This is a genomic window from Comamonas sp. A7-5 (genome assembly GCF_039581385.1).
GTDB classification, from domain to species: domain Bacteria; phylum Pseudomonadota; class Gammaproteobacteria; order Burkholderiales; family Burkholderiaceae_C; genus Comamonas; species Comamonas thiooxydans.
Genome location: NZ_JBCPWO010000005.1, coordinates 230,818 through 251,533, shown reverse-complemented (window position 1 = coordinate 251,533; position 20,716 = coordinate 230,818). Strand labels below are relative to the sequence as shown.

The 20,716-nt window shown below is 63.5% G+C and carries 17 protein-coding genes; 10 read left to right on the top strand and 7 right to left on the bottom strand.

The annotated features are described in order from the left end of the window. Positions 1-94 precede the first annotated feature (94 nt). The 3 genes from AAIL67_RS11475 to AAIL67_RS11465 all read left to right on the top strand — a co-directional run bounded on the left by AAIL67_RS11475 (position 95) and on the right by AAIL67_RS11465 (position 3,297). Positions 95-1,165 (top strand): fumarylacetoacetate hydrolase family protein, encoded by a 1,071-nt coding sequence (locus AAIL67_RS11475; RefSeq protein ID WP_045838792.1) that lies wholly within the window; start codon positions 95-97, stop codon positions 1,163-1,165. A gap of 24 nt (positions 1,166-1,189) precedes the next feature. After that, on the top strand, positions 1,190-2,224 hold the full coding sequence (locus AAIL67_RS11470; RefSeq protein ID WP_253232620.1) for a TraB/GumN family protein: 1,035 nt from the start codon (positions 1,190-1,192) through the stop codon (positions 2,222-2,224). Positions 2,225-2,322: 98 nt separating this feature from the next. Beyond that, a complete protein-coding gene (locus tag AAIL67_RS11465; RefSeq protein WP_003068579.1) occupies positions 2,323-3,297 on the top strand; it encodes a tripartite tricarboxylate transporter substrate binding protein in 975 nt (324 codons plus the stop codon). 110 nt (positions 3,298-3,407) lie between these two features. On the opposite strand, the gene AAIL67_RS11460 is transcribed toward AAIL67_RS11465, so the two are convergent. After that, positions 3,408-4,310, bottom strand: a complete 903-nt coding sequence (locus tag AAIL67_RS11460) for a LysR family transcriptional regulator (RefSeq protein ID WP_034354888.1) — start codon at positions 4,308-4,310, stop codon at positions 3,408-3,410. A 178-nt stretch (positions 4,311-4,488) separates the two neighbouring features. Between AAIL67_RS11460 and AAIL67_RS11455 the strand changes: the two genes are divergently transcribed. The 5 genes from AAIL67_RS11455 to AAIL67_RS11435 all read left to right on the top strand — a co-directional run bounded on the left by AAIL67_RS11455 (position 4,489) and on the right by AAIL67_RS11435 (position 10,029). After that, positions 4,489-5,208 carry a pirin family protein gene (locus tag AAIL67_RS11455; RefSeq protein ID WP_045838791.1) on the top strand — a complete coding sequence of 240 codons (720 nt, stop codon included), beginning with the start codon at positions 4,489-4,491 and terminating at the stop codon, positions 5,206-5,208. 71 nt (positions 5,209-5,279) lie between these two features. Then, on the top strand, positions 5,280-5,957 hold the full coding sequence (locus AAIL67_RS11450; protein WP_224649066.1) for an isochorismatase family protein: 678 nt from the start codon (positions 5,280-5,282) through the stop codon (positions 5,955-5,957). 155 nt (positions 5,958-6,112) lie between these two features. Then, entirely contained in the window at positions 6,113-8,002 is a 1,890-nt protein-coding gene (locus AAIL67_RS11445) for an amidohydrolase (protein ID WP_224649065.1), read from the top strand. Position 8,003: 1 nt separating this feature from the next. Then, entirely contained in the window at positions 8,004-8,414 is a 411-nt protein-coding gene (locus AAIL67_RS11440; protein ID WP_063663663.1) for a DoxX family protein, read from the top strand. After that, the gene (locus AAIL67_RS11435) at positions 8,404-10,029 is read left to right on the top strand and encodes an MFS transporter (RefSeq protein WP_224649064.1); all 1,626 of its coding nucleotides are present in this window, start codon (positions 8,404-8,406) and stop codon (positions 10,027-10,029) included. Before AAIL67_RS11440 ends, AAIL67_RS11435 begins: the two co-directional genes overlap by 11 nt. A gap of 95 nt (positions 10,030-10,124) precedes the next feature. On the opposite strand, the gene AAIL67_RS11430 is transcribed toward AAIL67_RS11435, so the two are convergent. From AAIL67_RS11430 to AAIL67_RS11410, 5 genes are all read right to left on the bottom strand, one after another. Further along, positions 10,125-10,670: a RidA family protein gene (locus AAIL67_RS11430; protein WP_082877363.1), complete on the bottom strand. Its 546-nt coding sequence runs from the start codon at positions 10,668-10,670 to the stop codon at positions 10,125-10,127. Positions 10,671-10,688: 18 nt separating this feature from the next. Then, positions 10,689-11,186: a c-type cytochrome gene (locus AAIL67_RS11425; protein WP_034354874.1), complete on the bottom strand. Its 498-nt coding sequence runs from the start codon at positions 11,184-11,186 to the stop codon at positions 10,689-10,691. 30 nt (positions 11,187-11,216) lie between these two features. After that, complete coding sequence (locus tag AAIL67_RS11420) at positions 11,217-12,812, bottom strand: flavin monoamine oxidase family protein (RefSeq protein ID WP_063663667.1); 1,596 nt, start codon at positions 12,810-12,812, stop codon at positions 11,217-11,219. Between the two features lie 304 nt (positions 12,813-13,116). After that, the gene (locus AAIL67_RS11415; protein ID WP_253232619.1) at positions 13,117-14,676 is read right to left on the bottom strand and encodes a sensor domain-containing diguanylate cyclase; all 1,560 of its coding nucleotides are present in this window, start codon (positions 14,674-14,676) and stop codon (positions 13,117-13,119) included. A gap of 195 nt (positions 14,677-14,871) precedes the next feature. Beyond that, the gene (locus tag AAIL67_RS11410) at positions 14,872-16,935 is read right to left on the bottom strand and encodes a molybdopterin oxidoreductase family protein (RefSeq protein WP_224649061.1); all 2,064 of its coding nucleotides are present in this window, start codon (positions 16,933-16,935) and stop codon (positions 14,872-14,874) included. A 159-nt stretch (positions 16,936-17,094) separates the two neighbouring features. Between AAIL67_RS11410 and AAIL67_RS11405 the strand changes: the two genes are divergently transcribed. Beyond that, positions 17,095-18,255, top strand: a complete 1,161-nt coding sequence (locus AAIL67_RS11405; protein WP_063663672.1) for an ABC transporter substrate-binding protein — start codon at positions 17,095-17,097, stop codon at positions 18,253-18,255. A gap of 84 nt (positions 18,256-18,339) precedes the next feature. Further along, the gene (locus tag AAIL67_RS11400; RefSeq protein ID WP_063663674.1) at positions 18,340-19,551 is read left to right on the top strand and encodes a M20 aminoacylase family protein; all 1,212 of its coding nucleotides are present in this window, start codon (positions 18,340-18,342) and stop codon (positions 19,549-19,551) included. Here the strand turns inward: AAIL67_RS11400 and AAIL67_RS11395 are convergent. Continuing rightward, on the bottom strand, positions 19,538-20,572 hold the full coding sequence (locus AAIL67_RS11395; protein WP_343484064.1) for an AraC family transcriptional regulator: 1,035 nt from the start codon (positions 20,570-20,572) through the stop codon (positions 19,538-19,540). The genes AAIL67_RS11400 and AAIL67_RS11395 overlap by 14 nt on opposite strands. Positions 20,573-20,716: the final 144 nt, after the last annotated feature.

Here is a 20,716-nt window from a genome sequence, read left to right as displayed (position 1 = left end):
TTTTGTTTAGTTAAATCAATTTAACCAATCGTAATTTTGGCTAGCGTTGTCAGGCATTGTGCCAGCACCGCTGCCGTGAGCAGAGGGACAGAGAATGAAACTGGCAACCTACAAGGATGGCTCGCGCGACGGGCAACTGGTCGTGGTCTCGCGTGACCTGAGCCAGGCCTGCTATGCCACCGGTATTGCCAGCCGCATGCAGCAGGTGCTGGACGACTGGAGCTATATGGCCCCCCAGCTGCAGGATCTGTCGCACGAACTCAATCACGGCAAGGCCCGCCACGCGTTTCCCTTCGATCCCCAGCGCTGCATGGCACCGCTGCCACGAGCTTATCAGTGGGCCGATGGCTCGGCCTATATCAACCATGTGGAGTTGGTGCGCAAGGCGCGCAATGCCGAGGTGCCGGCCAACTTCTACACCGACCCGTTGATGTACCAGGGCGGCAGCGATGATTTCATCGGCCCCTGCGACGATGTGATCGTGCCCAGCGCGGCCATGGGCATAGACTTCGAGGCAGAGATTGCCGTCGTCACCGGCGATGTGCCCATGGGCACGGATGCCAAGGATGCGCTGGACGGCGTTCGTCTCGTCATGCTGGCCAATGACGTGAGCCTGCGCAATCTGATACCTGGCGAACTGGCCAAGGGTTTCGGCTTTTTCCAGAGCAAGCCCGCCACGGCCTTCAGCCCTGTGGCCGTGACACTTGACGAGCTGGGCGATGCCTGGAAGGGCGGCCGTCTGCATCTGACGCTGCAGAGCACCTGGAACGGCCGCAAGGTCGGCATGTGCGATGCGGGCGAGGAGATGACTTTTCACTTCGGCCAGCTGATCGCCCATATCGCCAAGACCCGCAATGTACGTGCCGGCTCCATCGTGGGGAGCGGCACGGTGAGCAACAAGGGCGTGGAGACCGGCAGCGGCAAGAACAAGCGCGTGGAATGGCCCAAGGGCTATAGCTGCATCGCCGAAAAGCGCTGCATAGAGACCATTCAGGACGGCGCACCCAAGACCGAGTTCATGCAGTTCGGCGACACCATCCGCATCGAGATGAAGGGCAAGGACGGCCAGAGCATCTTCGGCGCCATCGACCAGAACATTGCGCCGCCCGGCGGCAGCAAGGATGACTTGCCCGAAGCTCAGCCTCTGGATAGCTCTGAAGACTAAGCCCTCGTTGCTGCCGCCATGCCCATGTCAAGTCTGAATCTCTCGCGCTGGATTTCGCCTCTGAAGGCCGTGCCGGCCATAGCGTTCGCTTTGTTGACGGGCCCGTCCATGGCGGCAGAGCCTGCCGCCGAACCTGCAGTCAGTTGCCCGCCGCCGTTCAGTCCGCCAACGCCGGCCGAAGTGCAGGCCATGGCCCCCCAGATGCAGGACAGAGGCCTGCTCTGGCGCGTGCAGGACGGCGAGCGCACCAGCTGGCTTTACGGCACTTTGCATGTGGGCAAGCGGGAGTGGATCTTGCCCGGCCGCACCATCTTGCGTGCCATGGTTGCGACGGATTTGCTGGCGCTGGAGCTGGATGTGCTGAATCCGCAGGTCATGCAGCAGTTGATCGACGGCTTCCAGGCCCGTGTCGACGCCCCTGCGCTACCCGCAGATCTGGACGCCCGGCTGGCGCAGCAGCGCAAGCGAGCCTGTGCCGAGCATCTGAGCACGCAACGTCCGGACGCCCAACTGCTGGGACTGGTCAGCCAGCTGGGCCGCAAGCATGGGCTGATGGTCGAATTTGGCGCCGATCTGCAGCTGGCGAGCCTGGCCGGTGCCGTGCGCAAGCCTGTGCTGGGGCTGGAGTCGGCGCAGACCCAGCTCGAGGAGCTGCTTTCCGACGATCCCTTGGAGGTACAGGAAAGCGTGCGCGACGGGCTGGAGCAGCTCGAAGATCCCAAGTCCCCGGAAATCCTGCAACAGTTGGCGAACATCTGGGCAAGCGGCAACGAAAAACAGCTGGAGAACTATGCCGACTGGTGCGACTGCATCAAGACCGAGCGTGACCGGCTCAAGTACGCGCGCCTCATGGATGGACGCAATCCGGGTATGGCAGACGGCATTGTGCGTCAGCTCCAGCAGGGCAAGACCGTGTTTGCCGCCGTGGGAGCGCTGCACATGGTCGGGCCCAAGGGCCTGCCCGAGCTGCTGCGTCAGAAAGGCTATCAGGTCGAGCGCGTGAGCTTCAAACTGCCACCCATACAGAAATCGGAGTCAAAACCGATTCAAACCGAATAGAGACAAGCGCAGGCAGCTATCAATTAATAGAAAAGGCCGCCTGGCGGGGTCTAAAAATCATTCCACAACCCCCTACATCACCCTCAAGGAGACAAACGATGGATCGTCGTCAATTCCTGGCTGCCGTGGCAGCCAGCTCGGCTGCTGCCGCATCCCCCTTTGCCATGGCGCAGGACTGGCCCGCCAACCCTGTGCGCTGGGTCGTTCCCTACCCACCCGGAGGCGGCACCGATGTGCTGGCCCGCACGGTGGCCGAATCCATGCGCAAGACGCTGAACCAGACCATCGTGGTGGACAACCGTCCCGGTGCCTCGACGAATATCGGCGGCCAGCTCGTTGCCGCGGCCAAGCCCGATGGCTACACCATCATGTCGGCCGACAACGCCATCCTGGCGTTCAACGAGCACCTGTTCAGCAAGCTGCCCTTCAGCCCCGACAAGGATTTCACCTATGTGGGCGGCATCAGCCGCTTCCCCATGGCGCTGGTGGTCAACCCTGCGTTCGAAGCCAAGGATTTCAAGGAATTCCTGGCCTATGCCAAGGCCAACCCCGGCAAGCTCAACTACGCCTCGCCCGGCAATGGCTCGCCCCACCATCTGGCCATGGAGCTGTTCAAGAACCGCACCGGCACCAGTCTGACCCATATCCCCTACAAGGGCGCCGCGCCCGCGCTGGCCGATGTGATGGGCGGCCAGGTGCCTTGCATGTTCCTGGATCTGGCATCGGGCCTGCCCGTGATCCAGTCCGGCAAGGTGCGGGCCCTGGCCATAGGCACGGCCAAGCGCGTGCCCAATCTGCCCAATGTGCCCACGCTGGCCGAACTGGGTCTCAAGGATTCCGAGGTCTATGCCTTCCAGGGCATTCTGGGTCCCAAGGGCTTGCCGCCAGCCATCGTGCAGCGCCTCAATGCAGACCTGCAAAAAGCCCTCAAGGACCCCGACGTGGTCAAGCGCATGGCCGACTTCGGCATGGAAGCCCTGCCTGGCACGCCCGAGCAGTTCCACCAGCTGGCGCGCACCGAAGCCAAGCGCTGGGGTGAGGTCATCAAGGCGGCCGGCGTGAAGCTGGACTGATCGCCTCCTTCCTGAGCTTCGCGAGGTTCTGGGCATGGCTTGAGCCGTTGCCGCAGACCTCGTCGGCTTGCATCGTAGCGGCCCTGCCACCTTGAGTTGCAGGGCCGTTTTCAGTAGGGAAGTATGCCGGGCAGCAGTGGGCGGCTCAGGCGCTCGCGCCACCATTGCTGGGCCCGGCCGGGGGCATCGCTGCGCCAGGCCAGCCAGAAGGTTTCGGGCGGTCGCGGTTCTTCCACCGCCAGTTCTACCAGTACCCCGGTCTCCAGCTCCACACGCACGCATGCGCGCGGCACAAAGCCGTGGCCCAGGCCGGCGGCCTGGCAGGCTATCTTGGCCTGCATATCGGGCACGGTGATGCGCCGCTGACCGGTGAGCAGGCCCACGGTGCGGTCGGTCAGCGAACGGGCGCCGTCGCCCACCACCACGGCGGTGTGCTCCAGCAGGTCGGCGCGCGCCAGCGGACGGCCAAGACGCGCCAGCGGGTGGCTGGCAGTCACGCAGAACACGAAATCGAGCTGGCCCACGGCCACGGCCTTGTGGCCACCACCGGCCGGACCCTCGCCCGCCGCCACGATCAGGTCGGCCCGGCCTTCGCGCAAGGCTTCCCAGGTGCCCGTCAGGGTCTCGCTGCCGATGCGCAGCCGCGTGCCGCTGTTCAGCGCCTCGAATGCCTGGATGTCGGCGCCGAAGGCGCTCGTGGGGATCAGCGAGTCGTGCACCAGGCGGACCTCGGTCTCGAATCCTGTGGCGATCTGGCGCAGTCGCGACTCGAGCTGACGCGCAGCTGCCAGCAGCCATCGCCCTTCCTTGAGCAATTCCTCGCCCGCGGGCGTGAGACTGACACGCGGGCCGTTGCGCACAAACAGGTTCAGACCCAGCTGTTCCTCGAGCTTGGACACGGCATAGGAGATGGTCGAAGGTACTTTGTGCAGGCGCTCCGCCGCACCTGCAAACGAGCCGTGGCGCGCAATGGTGTCCACCAGTTCTATGGCTTCCAGAGAGAGTTTCAGCATGCTTTGAGTGCGTAAAAAACAATCATCGAAATTATCGATGATTCAGAGGATTTTCTTTCAGCATAGGCGCCGATAAGGCCGCCGATACTTCATGCATCGCCACACGGAACGCAGAGAAACAAGGCAGATGGGCCTGCTGCAGCAAGTGTGAATGCCATCGATTGTTAAGGAGATATCAATGCTTGAAGTTCGCCAATCCAACCACCGCGGCCGTGCCAACCATGGCTGGCTGCAATCGCGCCACACCTTCTCCTTCGGTCATTACCGCGATGCCAATCAGCAAGGCTTTTCGGATCTGCTGGTTATCAATGACGACCATGTGTCCCCTGGTCAGGGCTTCGGTACCCACGGCCACCGCGACATGGAAATCTTCTCCTATGTGCTCGACGGCGCCCTGGAGCACAAGGACTCCATGGGCACGGGCTCGGTGATCCGTCCCGGCGACGTGCAGATGATGAGCGCCGGCACCGGCGTGGAGCACAGCGAATTCAACCACTCGGCCCAGGACCCGGTGCACTTTCTGCAGATCTGGATCGTGCCCGCCGAACGCGGCGCCGCTCCACGCTATCAGCAGGTCCATGTGGACGATGCCGACAAGCGCGGCCGCCTGCGCCTGATCATTGCCCCCGAAGGCCGGGACGGCACGTTGGCCGTGCGCCAGGACGCCCGGGTCTATGCCGGCCTGTTCGATGGCGCTGAATCCGCCGAACTCGATGTGGGCACCGACCGCCATGTTTATGTGCATGTGGCCCGCGGCAGCCTCAGCGTGAACGGAGAGCGCCTGTCCGAAGGCGACGGAGCCCGCATCCGCAACGCCGGGGCTCTGCGCTTCGATCAGGGCGAGCAGGCCGAGGTGCTGGTCTTTGATCTGCGTCCCCGTGAACTGCCTAGCTTGTAAGTGCCGGTTTCCATTCGGCTTTCCTGTTTTTCCCGCAGCCTCTCTCTCACCTTTTACCCAGGAGTTTCACCATGACCAACGCCAATGCCTCCATCGCCCGTCCTGTCGCCGTCGCCAAGCCCGGTGCCAAGCTGCTCAACCCCCATGACCACACGCTGATCATGATCGACTTCCAGTCGCAGATGGCTTTTGCCACGCACTCCATCGATCCCGTGCAACTGCGCTCCAACGCGGCCCTGGTTGCTTCGGCCGCAGCCGGCTTCGGTGCCTCCACCATCCTGACCACCGTGGCCGAAAAAAGCTTCTCCGGCCCCATGTTCGAGGAAGTGACCGCGCCTTTCCCCGGCCAGGCCCTGCTGGACCGCACCTCCATGAACACCTGGGAAGACCAGGCCGTGATCAACAAGGTCAACGAGATCGGCAAGCCCCGCATCGTGCTGGCCGGCCTGTGGACCAGCGTGTGCATCGTCGGCCCTGCCCTGTCGGCCCTGGACCAGGGCTTTGAAGTCTATGTGATCGCCGATGCCTGTGGCGACATCTCCACCGAAGCGCACAACCGTGCCATGGACCGCATGGTGCAGGCCGGAGCCCAGCCCATCACGTCGTTGCAATACCTGCTGGAAATGCAGCGCGACTGGGCCCGCACCGAAACCTATGACATGACCACGGGCATCGCCAAGAAGCTGGGCGGCGGCTACGGCATCGGCATCACCTACGCCAAGACCATGTTCGGCGCCCACGAAGGCTAAAAAAAGCGACAGGGGCCTGCTGCGCGGCCGTATCCTGCGCCTGTGGCCCTTGCCGTACGGAAGTACGGCTGCGGTCCTCGGCCCCAGTCTTCTTTTTTGCGCTCTCGCCGGACTTTCCTCCCTTTTTTGCGTTGCTGACTTCCCCTAGGCACACCATGACCCAGCCCACCACCCCCGACCTGATCCTGTTCAACGGCCGCTTCACCACCCTGGACCGCAGCAAGCCCACGGCCACGGCAGTGGCCGTGAGCCAGGGCCGCTTCAGCGCCGTCGGCAGCGACCGCGAGGTCCTGCCCCTGGCCGGCCCGCAGACCAGGCGCATCGATCTGGGCGGGCGCAGTGCGCTGCCCGGGCTCATCGACAACCACCTGCACCTGATCCGCGGCGGTCTGAACTTCAACATGGAGCTGCGCTGGGACGGCGTGAAGAGCCTGGCCGATGCCATGGCCATGCTCAAGGCCCAGGTGGACGTGACCCCTGCGCCCCAGTGGGTGCGTGTGGTGGGCGGCTTCAGCGAGCACCAGTTCGTGGAAAAGCGCCTGCCCACGCTGGCCGAGCTCAATGCCGTGGCACCCGACACCCCGGTCTTCATTCTGCACCTGTATGACCGTGCCCTGCTCAACGCCGCTGCCCTGCGCGCCGTGGGCTACACCAAGGACACGCCCGAGCCCCCCGGTGGCCAGATCCTGCGCGACAGCGCCGGCAACCCCACGGGCCTGCTGCTGGCTAAGCCCAATGCGTCCATCCTCTATGCCACGCTGGCCAAGGGCCCCAAGCTGCCGCGCGACTACCAGCTCAACTCGACACGCCACTTCATGCGCGAACTCAACCGGCTGGGCGTGACCGGGGCCATCGACGCTGGCGGCGGCATGCAGAACTATCCCGACGATTACGACGTGATCCAGGAGTTGGCCGATGCCGACCAGCTCACCATCCGCCTGGCCTACAACCTGTTCACGCAAAAGCCCAAGGAAGAGAAGGATGACTTTCTGCGCTGGACCGCCACCTCGCAGTACAAGCAGGGCACGGACTACTTTCGCCACAACGGAGCAGGCGAGATGCTGGTGTTCTCGGCCGCCGACTTCGAGGACTTCCGTCAGCCCCAGCCCGAGCTGGCGCCAGGCATGGAGGGTGAGCTCGAAGAGGTGGTGCGCATCCTCGCCCAGAACCGCTGGCCCTGGCGCATGCACGCCACCTACGACGAGACCATCGATCGCGCGCTCGATGTGTTCGAGAAGGTCAATGAAGACATTCCCCTGGCCGGTCTGAACTGGTTCTTCGACCACGCCGAAACCATCTCCGAGAAGTCCATCGACCGCATCGCGGCCCTGGGCGGCGGCGTGGCCGTGCAGCACCGCATGGCCTACCAGGGAGAGTATTTCGTCGAGCGCTACGGCGCGGCTGCGGCCGAAGCCACACCGCCTGTCAAGCGCATGCTGGAAAAAGGCGTGAACGTGTCTGCCGGCACCGACGCCACCCGCGTCGCCAGCTACAACCCCTGGGTCTCGCTCTCCTGGCTCGTCACGGGCAAGACCGTGGGCGGCCTGCAGCTCACGCCTCAGCGCAATTGCCTCACCCGCGACCAGGCCTTGCGCATGTGGACCGAAAACGTCACCTGGTTCAGCAACGAACAGGGCAAGAAGGGCCGCATCCAGGTGGGCCAGTTGGCCGACCTCATCGTTCCTGATCGCGATTTCTTCGCCTGCCCCGAGTCCGACATCGCCGACACCTCGGCCCTGCTCACCGTGGTGGGCGGCAAGGTGGTCTACGGCGCTGGTGCCTTCGCCGACCTCGATGAGTCGGACCCGCCCCTGGCCATGCCCGACTGGTCGCCCGTGCGCACCTTCAAGGGCTATGGCGCCTGGGGTGTGCAGGAAGGCGCGCCGCTGCAGGCCGTGATGCGCAACGCGGCAGCAAACTGCGGCTGCGCCAACAGCTGCAACATGCACGGCCATTCCCACGCCACGGCCTGGAGCAGCAAGCTGCCCGTGGCCGATCTCAAGGGCTTCTGGGGCGCCCTGGGCTGCGCCTGCTGGGCGGTGTGACATGGGCAACGCGCTGCACGCCGCCGCCACCGCACCCTGGGTGCAGTCGCTGGCCCTGCTGTGCCTGTGTGCCGCCTTCCTGCAGGGCGGCGTGGACAAGGTCCGCGACTTCCGCGGCGCGGTCGCCGAGATGCGCCAGTTCGGCCTGGCGCCGGCCGCGCCCATCGCGGTGGCCACCATCGCGCTGCAGCTCGGTGCCTCGGCGCTGATCGTGTCGGGCTGGTACCGCTGGGCAGGCGCCCTGGCGCTGGCGGCCTTCACCGTCATCGCGGCCTTTCTGGCCGACCGTTTCTGGGCTGCGCCGCAGGCTGAACGCCAGCGCACAGCGAACGCATTTTTTGAACATTGGGGCCTGGTCGGCGGCATGTTGCTCGTCGCCTGGCACGATCTAGGAGACTCCCATGCCGGATAACCAAAAAACCGCCTCGGGCAGCTTCGCGCCCCTGGCCATTCCCGTCTTTGCAGTGCTGTGGGCCGCCACGGTGCTGGGCAATATCGGCAGCTTCATGCGCGATGTGGCCAGCGCCTGGATGGTGACCGAGCTCTCGTCCAGCCCCACGGCCGTGGCCCTGATCCAGACGGCGGCCACGCTGCCAGTCTTTCTGCTGGCCATCCCGGCCGGCGTGCTGTCCGACATCCTGGACCGCCGTCGTTTCCTCATCGGCGTGCAGGTGTTGCTGGGCGCCGTCAGCGGCACGTTGCTGGTGCTTGCCCAGACCAACACCCTCACGGTGGAATACCTGGTGGCTCTGACCTTTGTGGGTGGCATTGGCGCCGCCCTCATGGGACCGACCTGGCAGTCCATCGTGCCCGAGCTGGTGCCGCGCAGCGAACTCAAGAGCGCCGTGGCCCTGAACTCCCTGGGCATCAACATCGCCCGTGCCATCGGCCCGGCCGCCGGCGGCCTGCTGCTGGCCAGCTTCGGCGCCGCGGCGGCCTACGGCCTTGATGTGCTGAGCTATGTGTTCGTGATCGCCGCCCTCATCTGGTGGAAGCGACCCAAGGCCGAGGCCTCGGCGCTCAACGAGCAGTTCTTCGGCGCCTTCCGGGCCGGTGTGCGCTATGCCCGTGCCAGCCGCGAGCTGCATGTGGTGTTGCTGCGCGCCGCTGTGTTTTTCCTGTTCGCCAGCTCGGTCTGGGCCCTGCTGCCCCTGGTGGCGCGGCGCATGCTGGGCGGCACGGCCGGCTTTTATGGCGTGATGCTGGGCGCTGTGGGCGCCGGAGCCATCCTGGGCGCCGTGCTGCTGCCCAAGCTACGCAAGCGTCTCGATACCGACGGTCTGGTGTTGCTGGCTTCTGTGGTTACGGCCTCGGTCATGGGCATGCTGACCCTTGCGCCGCCCCAGTGGGCTGCCGTGGCGCTGATGCTGGTGCTGGGCCTGGGCTGGATTGTTGCGCTGACCACGCTCAACGGCGTGGCCCAGGCGGTGCTGCCCAACTGGGTGCGCGGCCGGGGTCTTGCCATCTACCTGATGGTATTCAACGGTGCCATGGCCCTGGGCAGCCTGGGCTGGGGCCTGATTGCCGGGCAGTTGGGCCTGCCGGTCACGCTGCTGATCGGGGCCCTGGGTCTGGTGCTGGTGTCCCTGGTCTTTCACCGCGTCAAGCTGCCAGCTGGTGAGGCGGATCTGCAACCGTCCAACCACTGGCCCGAGCCCCTGCTGGCAGAACCCGTGGCTCATGATCGTGGCCCGGTCATGATTCAGATCGAATACCGCATTGCCCACGAAGATTTGGCCGCTTTTTTCCAGGCCATGCAGCAAGTGGCCCAGGAGCGCCGTCGCGATGGGGCTTATGCCTGGGGCGTGGCCGAACACACCGGCGAGCCCGGTCGAGTGATTGAGTGGTTCCTGGTTGAATCCTGGGCTGAGCACTTGCGCCAGCATGGTCGTGTGTCCAAGGCCGATGCCGATCTGCAGGCCGCCGCTTTGCGCTACCACCAGGGGCCGGACAGGCCCGTGGTTCACCATTTCCTGGCCCTGGATGCGCGCAGCGCCCAGCAGGGAACGGGTTCTCCCGCCCACTGAGCGGCGCTGGAATCGGCATTCATCGCTGACGGGGCAGGCGATGAATGCGACCCAGTTTATTTTCCCAGGGGCTGGAGCAGAGGTCGGTGCATCACTTACTTGGCGGGCTTGGCGGCACGCACTGCCACGACCTCGATTTCCACATACCAGGCCGGGTTGGCCAGGGCTGCAATCTGGAAGGCCGAGCGTGCGGGCAGGTTGGGCTGGGCAGTCGTGCCAAAGAACTGGGTGTAGCCACGCATGAAGCCGGCAAAGTCCATCTTGTTGCCCTTGGCGGGGTCGGCCACCAGGAAGACCTGCATCTTCACCACATCGCTCATGCCGAGATTCATGCTCTTGAGCTGCTCTTCCAAGCCCTTGAGGATGGCCACGGTCTGGCCTTCAGTGTCGCCGCCATAGGCAGCAGGATCAGTGGCGGGCTTGGATTTGTCCACCACGGGCGGCACCTTGCCCGAGAGGTAGACGGTGCGGGCATCGGTGGGAATTTCCACGGCTGCGGCGATGGGGAAGGTCGAGCCCGGTGTCTTGTAACGCAGGATATCGCCACCGCCGGAGGTGGTGGCTGCGCAGCCGGTGAGCAGGACTGCAGCGCCCAGCAGGGCGGCAGTGGTGGCGGTCTTGAAGATGGATGGAACGTTCATGTGATCTCCTGAATGGATTTATGGGGTGACGCGAAAGGGTTTGACGTCGGCGGCAGACAGCTTGTCCGGGTACTGATTGCCGAAGTTGCTGCGCACATAGTTCACGACGTCGGCAATCTGCTCGTCGGACAGCTTGCTGGCAAAGGACGGCATGCCGTGCAGGCCGTTCATGACGACCGAGGCCGGGTAGGCGGCGGCTGCCAGCTTGGGGTTGGAGGCCAGCGCGGGGTAGAAGCCGGCGCCCTTGGCGCCTTCGCCCTTGACCATGTGGCATCCCTGGCAGATGGCCTGGTACAGGGTCTCTCCGCCGCTCTGGCTGAAGCGTGGACGGACCGCAGAGAAGTTCTGCATCAGCGCCTGGGTATCGGCGGGCGAGATGGAAAGAACGGCGGCAGACTGCAGCGTTTGCAGGTTTTTCACATCCTGGGTTTTCATGCCCTGTGATTGGGCCAGGACGGCGCCGGAGAGACCCAGGGCCAGGGCGAAAGCGGAGCAAAGACGGTGCAATGTGTGCATGGTGAAGTTCCTTGTTGCAGACATGGGCGATCAGAGGCTGGAGGCCTTGGCGTGCAGACGCTGGATGGCGTCCAGCGAAGACAGCACGGCACCTTCCTGCCAGGCGGGGATGTACGAGACATGCTCGCCCGCGAGCACCAGGCGACCGTCGATCTGGGCCAGATCCTTGTAGTGCTGCTCGCGCAGCGCATCGGTCCAGTTGCCGAAGCAGCCGTTGATCCAGGGCATGCGATGCCAGGCTACCGACACACCGTTGAGGAACTCCTGCTTGTACTGCGGATGAATCTGCGCGCCGTACTCCAGCGCCAGACGAATGCGCTCGGCCGGCTTGAGCGAGGAGAAGCGGTAGCTGTTGGAGTTCTCGAAGGCATAGGCGCCCAGCAGCACGGCGGGGCCGTTGCCCATATAGCCGGTGGAGGGGTAGGAGATCTGCTGAATCGGCAGATCGGTGTAGCTGATGCCGCCGTAGATGCGCTCGTCCTCTTCCCAGAAGCGGCGCTTGAACTCCAGACCGACCTTCATGGAGCTGCCATAGGGCACGGCAGCAATCGCGTTTTGCATGGCGCTGCTGGCCTGCACTTCGATCTGGCTCAGGATGGACAGCGGAATCGTGCACACGCACCAGTCGGCGCGGGCCTGCAGTGTGGCGCCGGGCTTGAGGGCGTCCACATAGTCCACGGTCACGCCCTTGTCGTTCTGGGCGATCTTGGTGACCTTGGCGTTGTAGCGTATGGCCGAGCCCAGATCGCGCGCCATGGCCTGGGCCAGCATGTCCATGCCGCCTTCGGGCTGGAAGATGGCGCTGTGGAATTCGTAGATATTACCAACGCCCATCTGGCGCCACAAATTGGATTCGAGCAGCTCGTGCAGGCCCATGGGCGTCGACGGTTTGGCCTGCGCCATCAGGCCGCCGCCGGGGTCGATGTCGTAGCCACGGAAATCGCTGACCGCATTGCTGGCGCGGTAGCGGTACTCCTTGTCCAGCACGCCCCAGGCCTTGAGGCTCTCCAGCAGGCGTTCCTTGTCTTCCCGGCTGACGCTCTGGTCCAGCGCGCCCTGATTGGTAGCCTTGGACAGCAGCTCGGCCACATGACCGTAGACATCGGTCTGCACATGGCGAAAGCGCTGGGGCTTGCCAGCCAGGGCCTTGCTGTTGTGCAGATAGGCGTTGTAGTTGACCTGGTTGAAGGCCTCGAGCTTGATGCCGAAGCGCTTGTAGTAGTCCAGCATCGCATGGTGGTGGTAGGGCACGCGCCAGGGGCCGGGGTTGAAGTAGTTGCCCTTGGCAAAGCCCACTTTCTGGCGTGTACCGTCGAGTTCGATGAACTCATCGCCGCCGCGCAGCGTCCAGCAGCGGCCGCCGGCGCGACTCTGGTATTCAAGCAACTGCACCTTGTAGCCTGCCGCGCGCAACTCGTGGGCTGCCACCATGCCTGCCAGGCCCGCGCCCAGCACCAGAACCGACGCGCCAGGTCTGGCGTTGCCGAGCTTGACCGGACCGCTGTAATGCGACTCGGCGGCGTAGCCCAGTGAACTCATGGCTTGGTACATGGCACTGCCGCCCGCGACCTTTCCGATCATCGAGAGCAGTTGTCTGCGACTGACATGCTTGCTTGGCTCTGGCATCTGAAATTCCTTTGCTGTTGTGTATTCCGCTGTCCATCCGGGGTTGCGGGGCAAGGGTTTTCAGCAAGAGCTGTGCCAGGTCAGAGGGCTCAAGGCATTAGTTCAATGAAATCAGTTACTTGTTATGGAATTCAGATCAATTTGCGCTCAATCCTTTTAACGCTTATGGTGCATGCTCACTAATTTGAAGCGTCAATGGCCAAATTGGTGCAACGGAGTCACACAATAAGCTGCAAAAAAAGCGTATCGGCTGTGACAGCGGATACGCCTTGAGTGTGGGAGCGGAACTACGGTGCTGCCGGGCTCAGAGCTCGCTGGGAGGCTCGCTGGCCTTACTGACCATGACACGATTGCGTCCACCCCGCTTGGCGGCATAGAGCATGGCATCGGCCTGCTGGAAGACGGCCTTGATATCGGGATCGCTGTCGGGCCAGTGGGCCACGCCCAGCGAGATGGTGATATGGCCCACGGGCGGTATCTCCATTTTCTCGACCAGCTGACGCAGGCGCTCGGCGGCATGGGCGGCGGCCTCCAGCCCTGTGCCGGGCAGCAGCAGCAGAAACTCCTCGCCACCCACGCGGCAGGGCAGGTCATCGACACGCGAGACCTCGCGCATGGTGCGTGCGAGCTGTCTGAGTACCTCGTCGCCTGTATCGTGGCCAAAACCGTCGTTGATATGCTTGAAGTGGTCGATGTCGATGGCAATCACCGAGAACGGCAGCGCTTGCGTCTGAAAGGCGCTGATGGCTGCCTCCAGATGGCGGCGATTGCCCAGCCCGGTCAACGGATCGGTGTTCACGTCCTCGCGCAGCTTGGTGATATTGCGTTGCAGCAGGCCCAGGCCCTTGAGCATGGCTTTCTTGAGTTCGTAGGACTCGAAGTACCAGGACTTGACGGCCTGGATGTTCTGCGCCGTCTCGGGCTTGTCCATATCGTGAGCGCCATTGGCGAGCTGGCGCAGCGGGCTGGCAATGCGGCGCGCGCTCCACCAGATGACCACCAGCATCAGCAGGGCGATGGGCAGGGTCTTGTAGAGCACGGAGCGCATCAGCTTGTTGAGCGGGGCCAGCGTGGCCGCCTTGGGGCGCTGGGCCACAATGCCCCATCCCGAGGCATGGATGACGGCATAGCCGGCCAGCATTTCCACTCCCTTGCTGTTGACGACTGGCGCCGTACCCGACTCGCCTCGGATCACGGCGTTGATGACATCGTTGTTGATCACCTGATCGCCGATACGGCGGTTGTCGGGGTGATAGATGATGTGCTTGTTCTGGTCCACCACATAGACATAGGTGCCATCCTGGTAGAAGTGCGAGCCCAGCAGGGTGTCGAGGATGCTGTCTTCCTTGAGGTAGATGCTGCCGCCTACCGCTCCCAGGAATTCGCCCTGAGGGTCGAAAATGGGCTGAGAGACAAAGACGATGTAGTTGCCGGCCGTGGACATATAGGGCTGGCTGATGACGGGCCCGCGAGTGCTCAATGTCTGTGTCACTCCGGCGCTTTGCAGCGTCTTGCCCTTGATCTGCAGGGTTTCGGGCGATGTCGCCAGCACATAGCCTGTGGGGTCGATGATGGTGACGGAGTTGAAGCTCTTGGTTTGCAGGCGCAGACGTGTGGCCTCCTTGGCCAGATAGTCCACGTCATCCATGTGCGCGCCCATCAGATTGGCGCTGTATTCCAGCTGCTGCAGGGCGGACTGCAGAAAATCATCCGTGCTCTGCGCCAGCTTGGTCGCATAGGCATGGTGACCTTCGAGCGTGTTGTCTATCAGCTGCTGGCGCTGCACAAGATAGCCGGCATAGAAGGTGTTGAGAAACGGGATCAGCGCGCTGCAGATGGTCAGGGCCAGTATCAGTCGACGCAAATCAAGCCGGTTAGGCGCAAGCCGGCGGTGCCAGGGGAGAGATTTCTTCACAGATGATGTCGCGAGAGCAGGGCGGCTCTGCGCTGTACCTGTGTGCTCTGACAGGCTCAGACCCCGGCCGCATATTCATTGAGTGTCTGCATTATGGTTGCTCGCGCCGTGGCCCTGCTCATGGTCAACCACAATGCAGCCGCGTCAGGCTGACAACTCCTTGAACTTTTCCACCTGTACCGCGCAGTCGTAGAAGCAGGGCGCCCGGCCAATATCGGTGAGCTGCTGATGCGTCAGCTCGTTCACATTCGTTCCGTTGGCTCCCTGCTTGCGCCACCAGATGCCCAGGCCCACCACCACGCCGGCGCGAGCGCGGCCGTTGACGGCGGCGTGGCAGACATGCTCGCCGCGCTGGTTGAAGACGCGTAACCGGTCACCGTCGGCAATGCCGCGCGCAGCTGCGTCATCGGGGTGCATCTCCAGCAGCGGGCGCTCTTCCATGCGGGACAGACTGGCTACATTAGCAAAGCTGCTGTTGAGGAAGTTGCGTGCCGGCGGCGAGATCATGGCCAGCGGGTAGGCGGCCGTGGGCGGCTCGTAATTGGGCAGGTAGTCGGGCAGGGTGTTGATGCCCAGCCGCGCCAGGGCTGGGTTGTCGAATTCGCATTTGCCCGAAGGCGTGGCAAAGCCACCTTCGGCAAATGGCGCATCGGGCAGCGGAATATGGGCAAAGCCCCGTTGCAGAAGGTCTTCGAAATCAATCGCAGTATGTGTAACTGCTGCGCGGCATAGAGCTTCGTCGGACTCCGAGAAACATGCCGCAGCAAAAGCGGGGTCCAGCCAGGCCATATGCATGGCCAGATCGCGAAAGATCTGCGCGTTGCTGCGTGCCTGGCCCTGGGGCTCGATCGCGGGGCGATTCAGCAGCACATCGGTATGGCCGTAGCTGCCGTGGACGTCCCAATGCTCTAGCTGCGTGGTGGCGGGCAGCACATAATCGGCATGGTCTGCGGTGTCGGTCAAGAAATGCTCAAGCACCACGGTGAACAGATCTTCGCGCGCAAAGCCCGCAGCCACCTTGGCCGACTCTGGCGCCACCGCCACGGGATTGCTGTTATAGACCACGACGGCTTCCACCTTGGGGCCGAAGCCGGTATCGCCCTCATGCAGCAGCACATCGCCAATCTGGCTCATGTTCAGCGTGCGTGGGCGACGCTCGCCCAGCAGCTGGGGCATTTGCAGATCTGCGCGCTTGAACGGCGAGACCCCCGAGGCGGACAGCAGCAGCCCGCCAGCGCGGTGGCGCCAGGCGCCGACAAGAGCCGGCAGACAGGCCACGGCGCGCACGGCATTGCCGCCGCCGCGCGCCCGCTGCATACCGTAATTGAGGCGAATGGCCGCTGGTCTGGTCGTGCCGTAATCACGTGCCAGGGACTGAATCTGTTCCACGCTCAGGCCACAGACACTGGCCGCGCGTTCGGGTGGCCATTGCAATGCTCTGGCCCTGAGTGCCTCCCAGCCGAGGGTGTGTTGGGCGATGTAGTCGTGGTCCAGCCAGTCGTGCACGATCAGCTCGTGCATCAGCGCCAATGCCAGTGCCGCATCAGTGCCGGGCAGCAGTTGCAGGTGTTCCTGGCATTTGTCGGCGGTCTCGCTCTTGCGCGGGTCTATGCAGATCAGCTTGGCGCCCTGGCGCTTGGCTTCCTGTGCATAGCGCCAGAAATGAAGATTGCTGGCAATGCTGTTGCTGCCCCAGATCAGGATCAGCTTGCTTTCGGCAAAGAACTCCACACGCATGCCCAGCTTGCCGCCATAGGTAGCGGTCAGCGCCTCGCTGCCGGCACTGGCGCAGATGGTGCGATCCAGCAGGCTGGAGCCCAACTGGTGAAAAAAACGTCGGTCCATGCTCTCGCTCTGCACCAGTCCCATGGTGCCGGCATAGCTGTAGGGCAGTATGGCTTCGGGCGCGCGTCGGGCAATCCCGTGCAGGCGCTGGGCAATATCGCTCAGGGCTTCTTCCCAGCTCACGGGGGTGAACTGGCCGCTGCCTTTGGGGCCGCTGCGCTTGAGCGGCTGCAGTACTCGCCCGGCGTGGTAGGTGCGCTCGGTGTACTTGCTGACCTTGGCGCAGAGCACGCCGCCCGTGTGAGCGTGCTCTGCATTGCCTTGCACCTTGGTGGCCGTGCCATCGATCACCGTGGTGACCAGAGCACAGGTGTCCGGGCAGTCATGCGGGCAGGCGCCGCGTACTTGAACGATATGAGGCATGTCGTGGGCTCGAAAAATCTGGACCGGTTTGCGGCTGAAGACCGTTTTGTGGGCCTATTATGCGGCGCGCATCCATGTCAAGAAACCTGAGATGCAAGACCCCAGAAACGGGCCGATCCAGCCCGTAGCAATGAGTAGCCCGTAGAGAGATCGAGAGCAATGCAGTACAAGCGAGTGGAGTGGAATCGTCGTCAATTCATGACTGCTGGCGCAGCTGTGGCAGCCGGGAGCTGGATCGGCGCAAGTCATGCCCAGGATTCGAGCGGGCCCATTGTGCTTGGGCAGTCCTGTGCGCTGAGCGGTCCTTCAGCGCAGCTGGGTATGCAGTTTGTGCAGGGCGCCAAGCTGTATTTCGATCAGCTCAATGCCCAGGGCGGCATCGGCCGCCGCCAGGTGGAGCTGCGCACGCTGGACGATGGCTATGAGCCAGAGCGCTGCGTGGCCAATACCCAGAAATTCATTGCCGATGATGTGATGGCCTTGTTTGGCTATCTGGGCACGCCCACCAGCATGGCGTCACTGCCTTTGCTGCAGAAGGCCAAGCTGCCGCTGATTGCTCCACTGACGGGGGGCGCCGGCCTGCGCGATCCCAAGCTGGCCCAGACGGTCTTCAATCTGCGCGCCTCCTATGCCGATGAAACTGCGCTCATGGTCAGACAGCTGGTTTCTTTGGGCCTCAAGAAGATCGCGGTGTTTCATCAGAACGACGCCTATGGTCAGTCAGGTCTCGAAGGAGTGATGCAGGCGCTGCAAGGCCATGGCCTCAAACCCGTGGGGGCCGCGACGGTGGAGCGCAACTCCCAGGATGTGGCCAAGGCCGTCAAGACTCTGGTGCCGCTGGGTGCCGATGTCATCGTGCAGGTCGGCACCTATGCGGCCAGCGCTGCCTTTGTGCGAGCGGCACGCCAGGCAGGCTATGGCGGTCAGTTCTACAACGTGTCGTTCGTGGGAACTTCTGCACTGGCGCAGGCCCTTGGCAAGGAGGCCGAGGGCGTGGTCGTCACCCAGGTCGTGCCCTCGCCCTTCAAGACCTCGAATCCACTGGCGCGTGAGTTTCAGGCCGCGCTGCAGAAAGGAGGCGCTTCGCTGCAGCCCGATTACTCCAGCATGGAAGGCTATCTGGCTGCCCGTGTCGTGAGCGAAGCGCTGAAATCTGCCTCTGCCGCAGGTCGCCTGCAGCGCGATGGCCTGGTGACGGCACTGGAGGCGATGAATGGCCAGCAGGTTGCGGGCTTTCCCATCGCTTTCCGTGCGCAGGCGGGCAAGCCGCGTTTTGTGGAGCTGTCCATGCTCACGGGCGACGGAAAGGTCCGGGTGTGAGGCTTTGAGGCGTGCAGGGCGCAAGCTCTCCCGCTTTGGGTCATCATGGCATCTTTGCCATTGATGACCCCAAGGAGAGAGCGCATGGCCCTACTGCCCGAACTTCAAGCAAGCGCCCCTGACATTGCCGCGCTGCGTCGCGATATCCACGCCCACCCCGAGCTGTGTTTCGAGGAAATACGGACCTCGGATCTGGTCGCGGCGAAGCTGGAGCAATGGGGCATAGCAATCCATCGCGGTCTGGGCAAGACCGGTGTGGTGGGCATCATCCACGGTCGTGACGACGGCAGTAGCGGCCGAGCCATCGGCCTGCGCGCCGATATGGATGCCCTGCCCATGCAGGAGTTCAACACCTTTGACCATGCCAGCCGCCATGCGGGCAAGATGCATGCCTGCGGTCACGACGGCCACACGGCCATGTTGCTGGCGGCGGCGCAATACCTGGCCGCACATCGCGACAGCTTCGAGGGCACGGTCTACACCATCTTCCAGCCTGCCGAGGAAGGCGGTGGCGGTGCCCGCGAGATGGTCAACGACGGACTGTTCGAGCAGTTCCCCATGCAGGCTGTGTTTGGCATGCACAACTGGCCGGGCATGAAGGCTGGCACCATGGCCGTGGGTGCGGGGCCCGCCATGGCATCCAGCAACGAATTCAGGATCGTGGTGCGCGGCAAGGGCGGCCACGCGGCCATGCCGCATATGGTGGTGGACCCGGTACCCGTGGCGGCACAGCTCATCATGGCTTTCCAGACCATCGTCAGCCGTAACGTCAAGCCCATTGAGGCGGGCGTGGTGTCGGTCACCATGGTTCATGCCGGCGAGGCTACCAACGTCGTGCCGGACAGTGTGGAGCTGCAGGGCACGGTGCGTACCTTCACGCTGGAGGTGCTGGACCTCATCGAGCAGCGCATGCAGCAGATCAGCGAGGCCGTCTGTGCGGCGCATGGCACGCAATGCACGTTCGAGTTCGTGCGCAACTACCCGCCCACCATCAACACCGCCCCCGAGGCCGAGTTTGCCCAGGCCGTGATGCGCGAGATTCTGGGCGATGCCGGTGTGGTGCCGCAAGAGCCATCCATGGGGGCCGAGGACTTCGCCTTCATGCTGCTGGAAAAGCCCGGTGCCTACTGCTTTATCGCCAACGGCGATGGTGATCATCGCGCCCTCGGGCATGGCGGTGGCCCCTGTACCTTGCACAACCCCAGCTACGACTTCAACGATGCGCTGATTCCGCTGGGTGCGACCTTCTGGGTCAAGCTGGCCCAGCGCTGGCTGGACCAGCCTACGCGCGGCTGAAGGCTGGCGCCCGCCGTTGCGCGTTGGGTGGAAGATTTCTTTCACGCCAGACCTCGGGCGGGCAGCCAAAGAGCGTGCTGAACCAGCGTGTGAAGGCGCTGTGGCTGTTGTAGCCCAGCATGGAGGCGATCTGGCCCACAGGGTAGTCAGGGTTGCGCATATAGCGCTGGGCAAGATCCGAGCGAACCTCCTGCAGCAGGTCGGTAAAGCTCAGGCCCTCACCGTCAAGCTCGCGCTGCAGGGTCCGTACGCTGCGCCCCAGACCTTGGGCCACGCAGATGCAGGTGGCATTGCCCGAGGGCAGCATGAGATAGATGGCCTTGCGCACCTGCTGGCCGATGGAGGCCTGACGGCCCTGCTGCGTGGTGTCCACCATGGTCTTGGCATAGCGCACCAGAACCGGGTCGGCCAAGGGGTTGGGAGCATCCAGGTCCTCGGTGCGAAACACAATGCCGTTGAAGTCCGCATCAAACTCCACGCGGCAACGAAACATCTGCTTGTGCAGGCTGGTGTCGCCGGGCGCGGGGTGGCTGAAGCAGACCCGCAGCGGGCGCCATTGCTCATGCAGCAGCAGGTTGCAGGTGCGAAACAGCACGCCGATTGCCAGCTCCATGGATTGCGGCAACGCATCCGGCAGGGTGAACTCTTCGCGCAGAACCACGACGCCATTGGCGTCGTCCATATGAATCACCAGCGACTCATTGAGCATGTGCGCATGCTCGATCAGCGTGCTCAGCACCTTGCGCAATGTGGGCTGGTGCAGCAACAAAAGGCTGACCACACCGAAGTTTGAAACCTGCCGCGATTGCGCCATGCGCAGCCCGAAGTTTTCGCAACCCGTGATGCTTGCAGCTTCTTCCAGCAGGCGCCCGGCCGTCAGCGCATCGATCAGCTGATCCTGCTCGCGCACCACGGCTGGGCGCAGGCCGGCACGACGCAATGCCGCATCAGGGTCTCCTCCCAGTTCGCTGAATAGTTCCGAGAAATTCGTCAGAGATGCCGCGCGCACAAAAGTGACCATGACTACTCCACGCAAAAAGTCGGAGAAATTCTGGCATGAGATGCATAGCGTGCGGCATGAAATGCACAACCTATGTGACACAGGTTTTCTACAGTGGACTTACCGGGCGGCAGAGACTAGCAACAAGCCTGGGTTCAAAAAAGT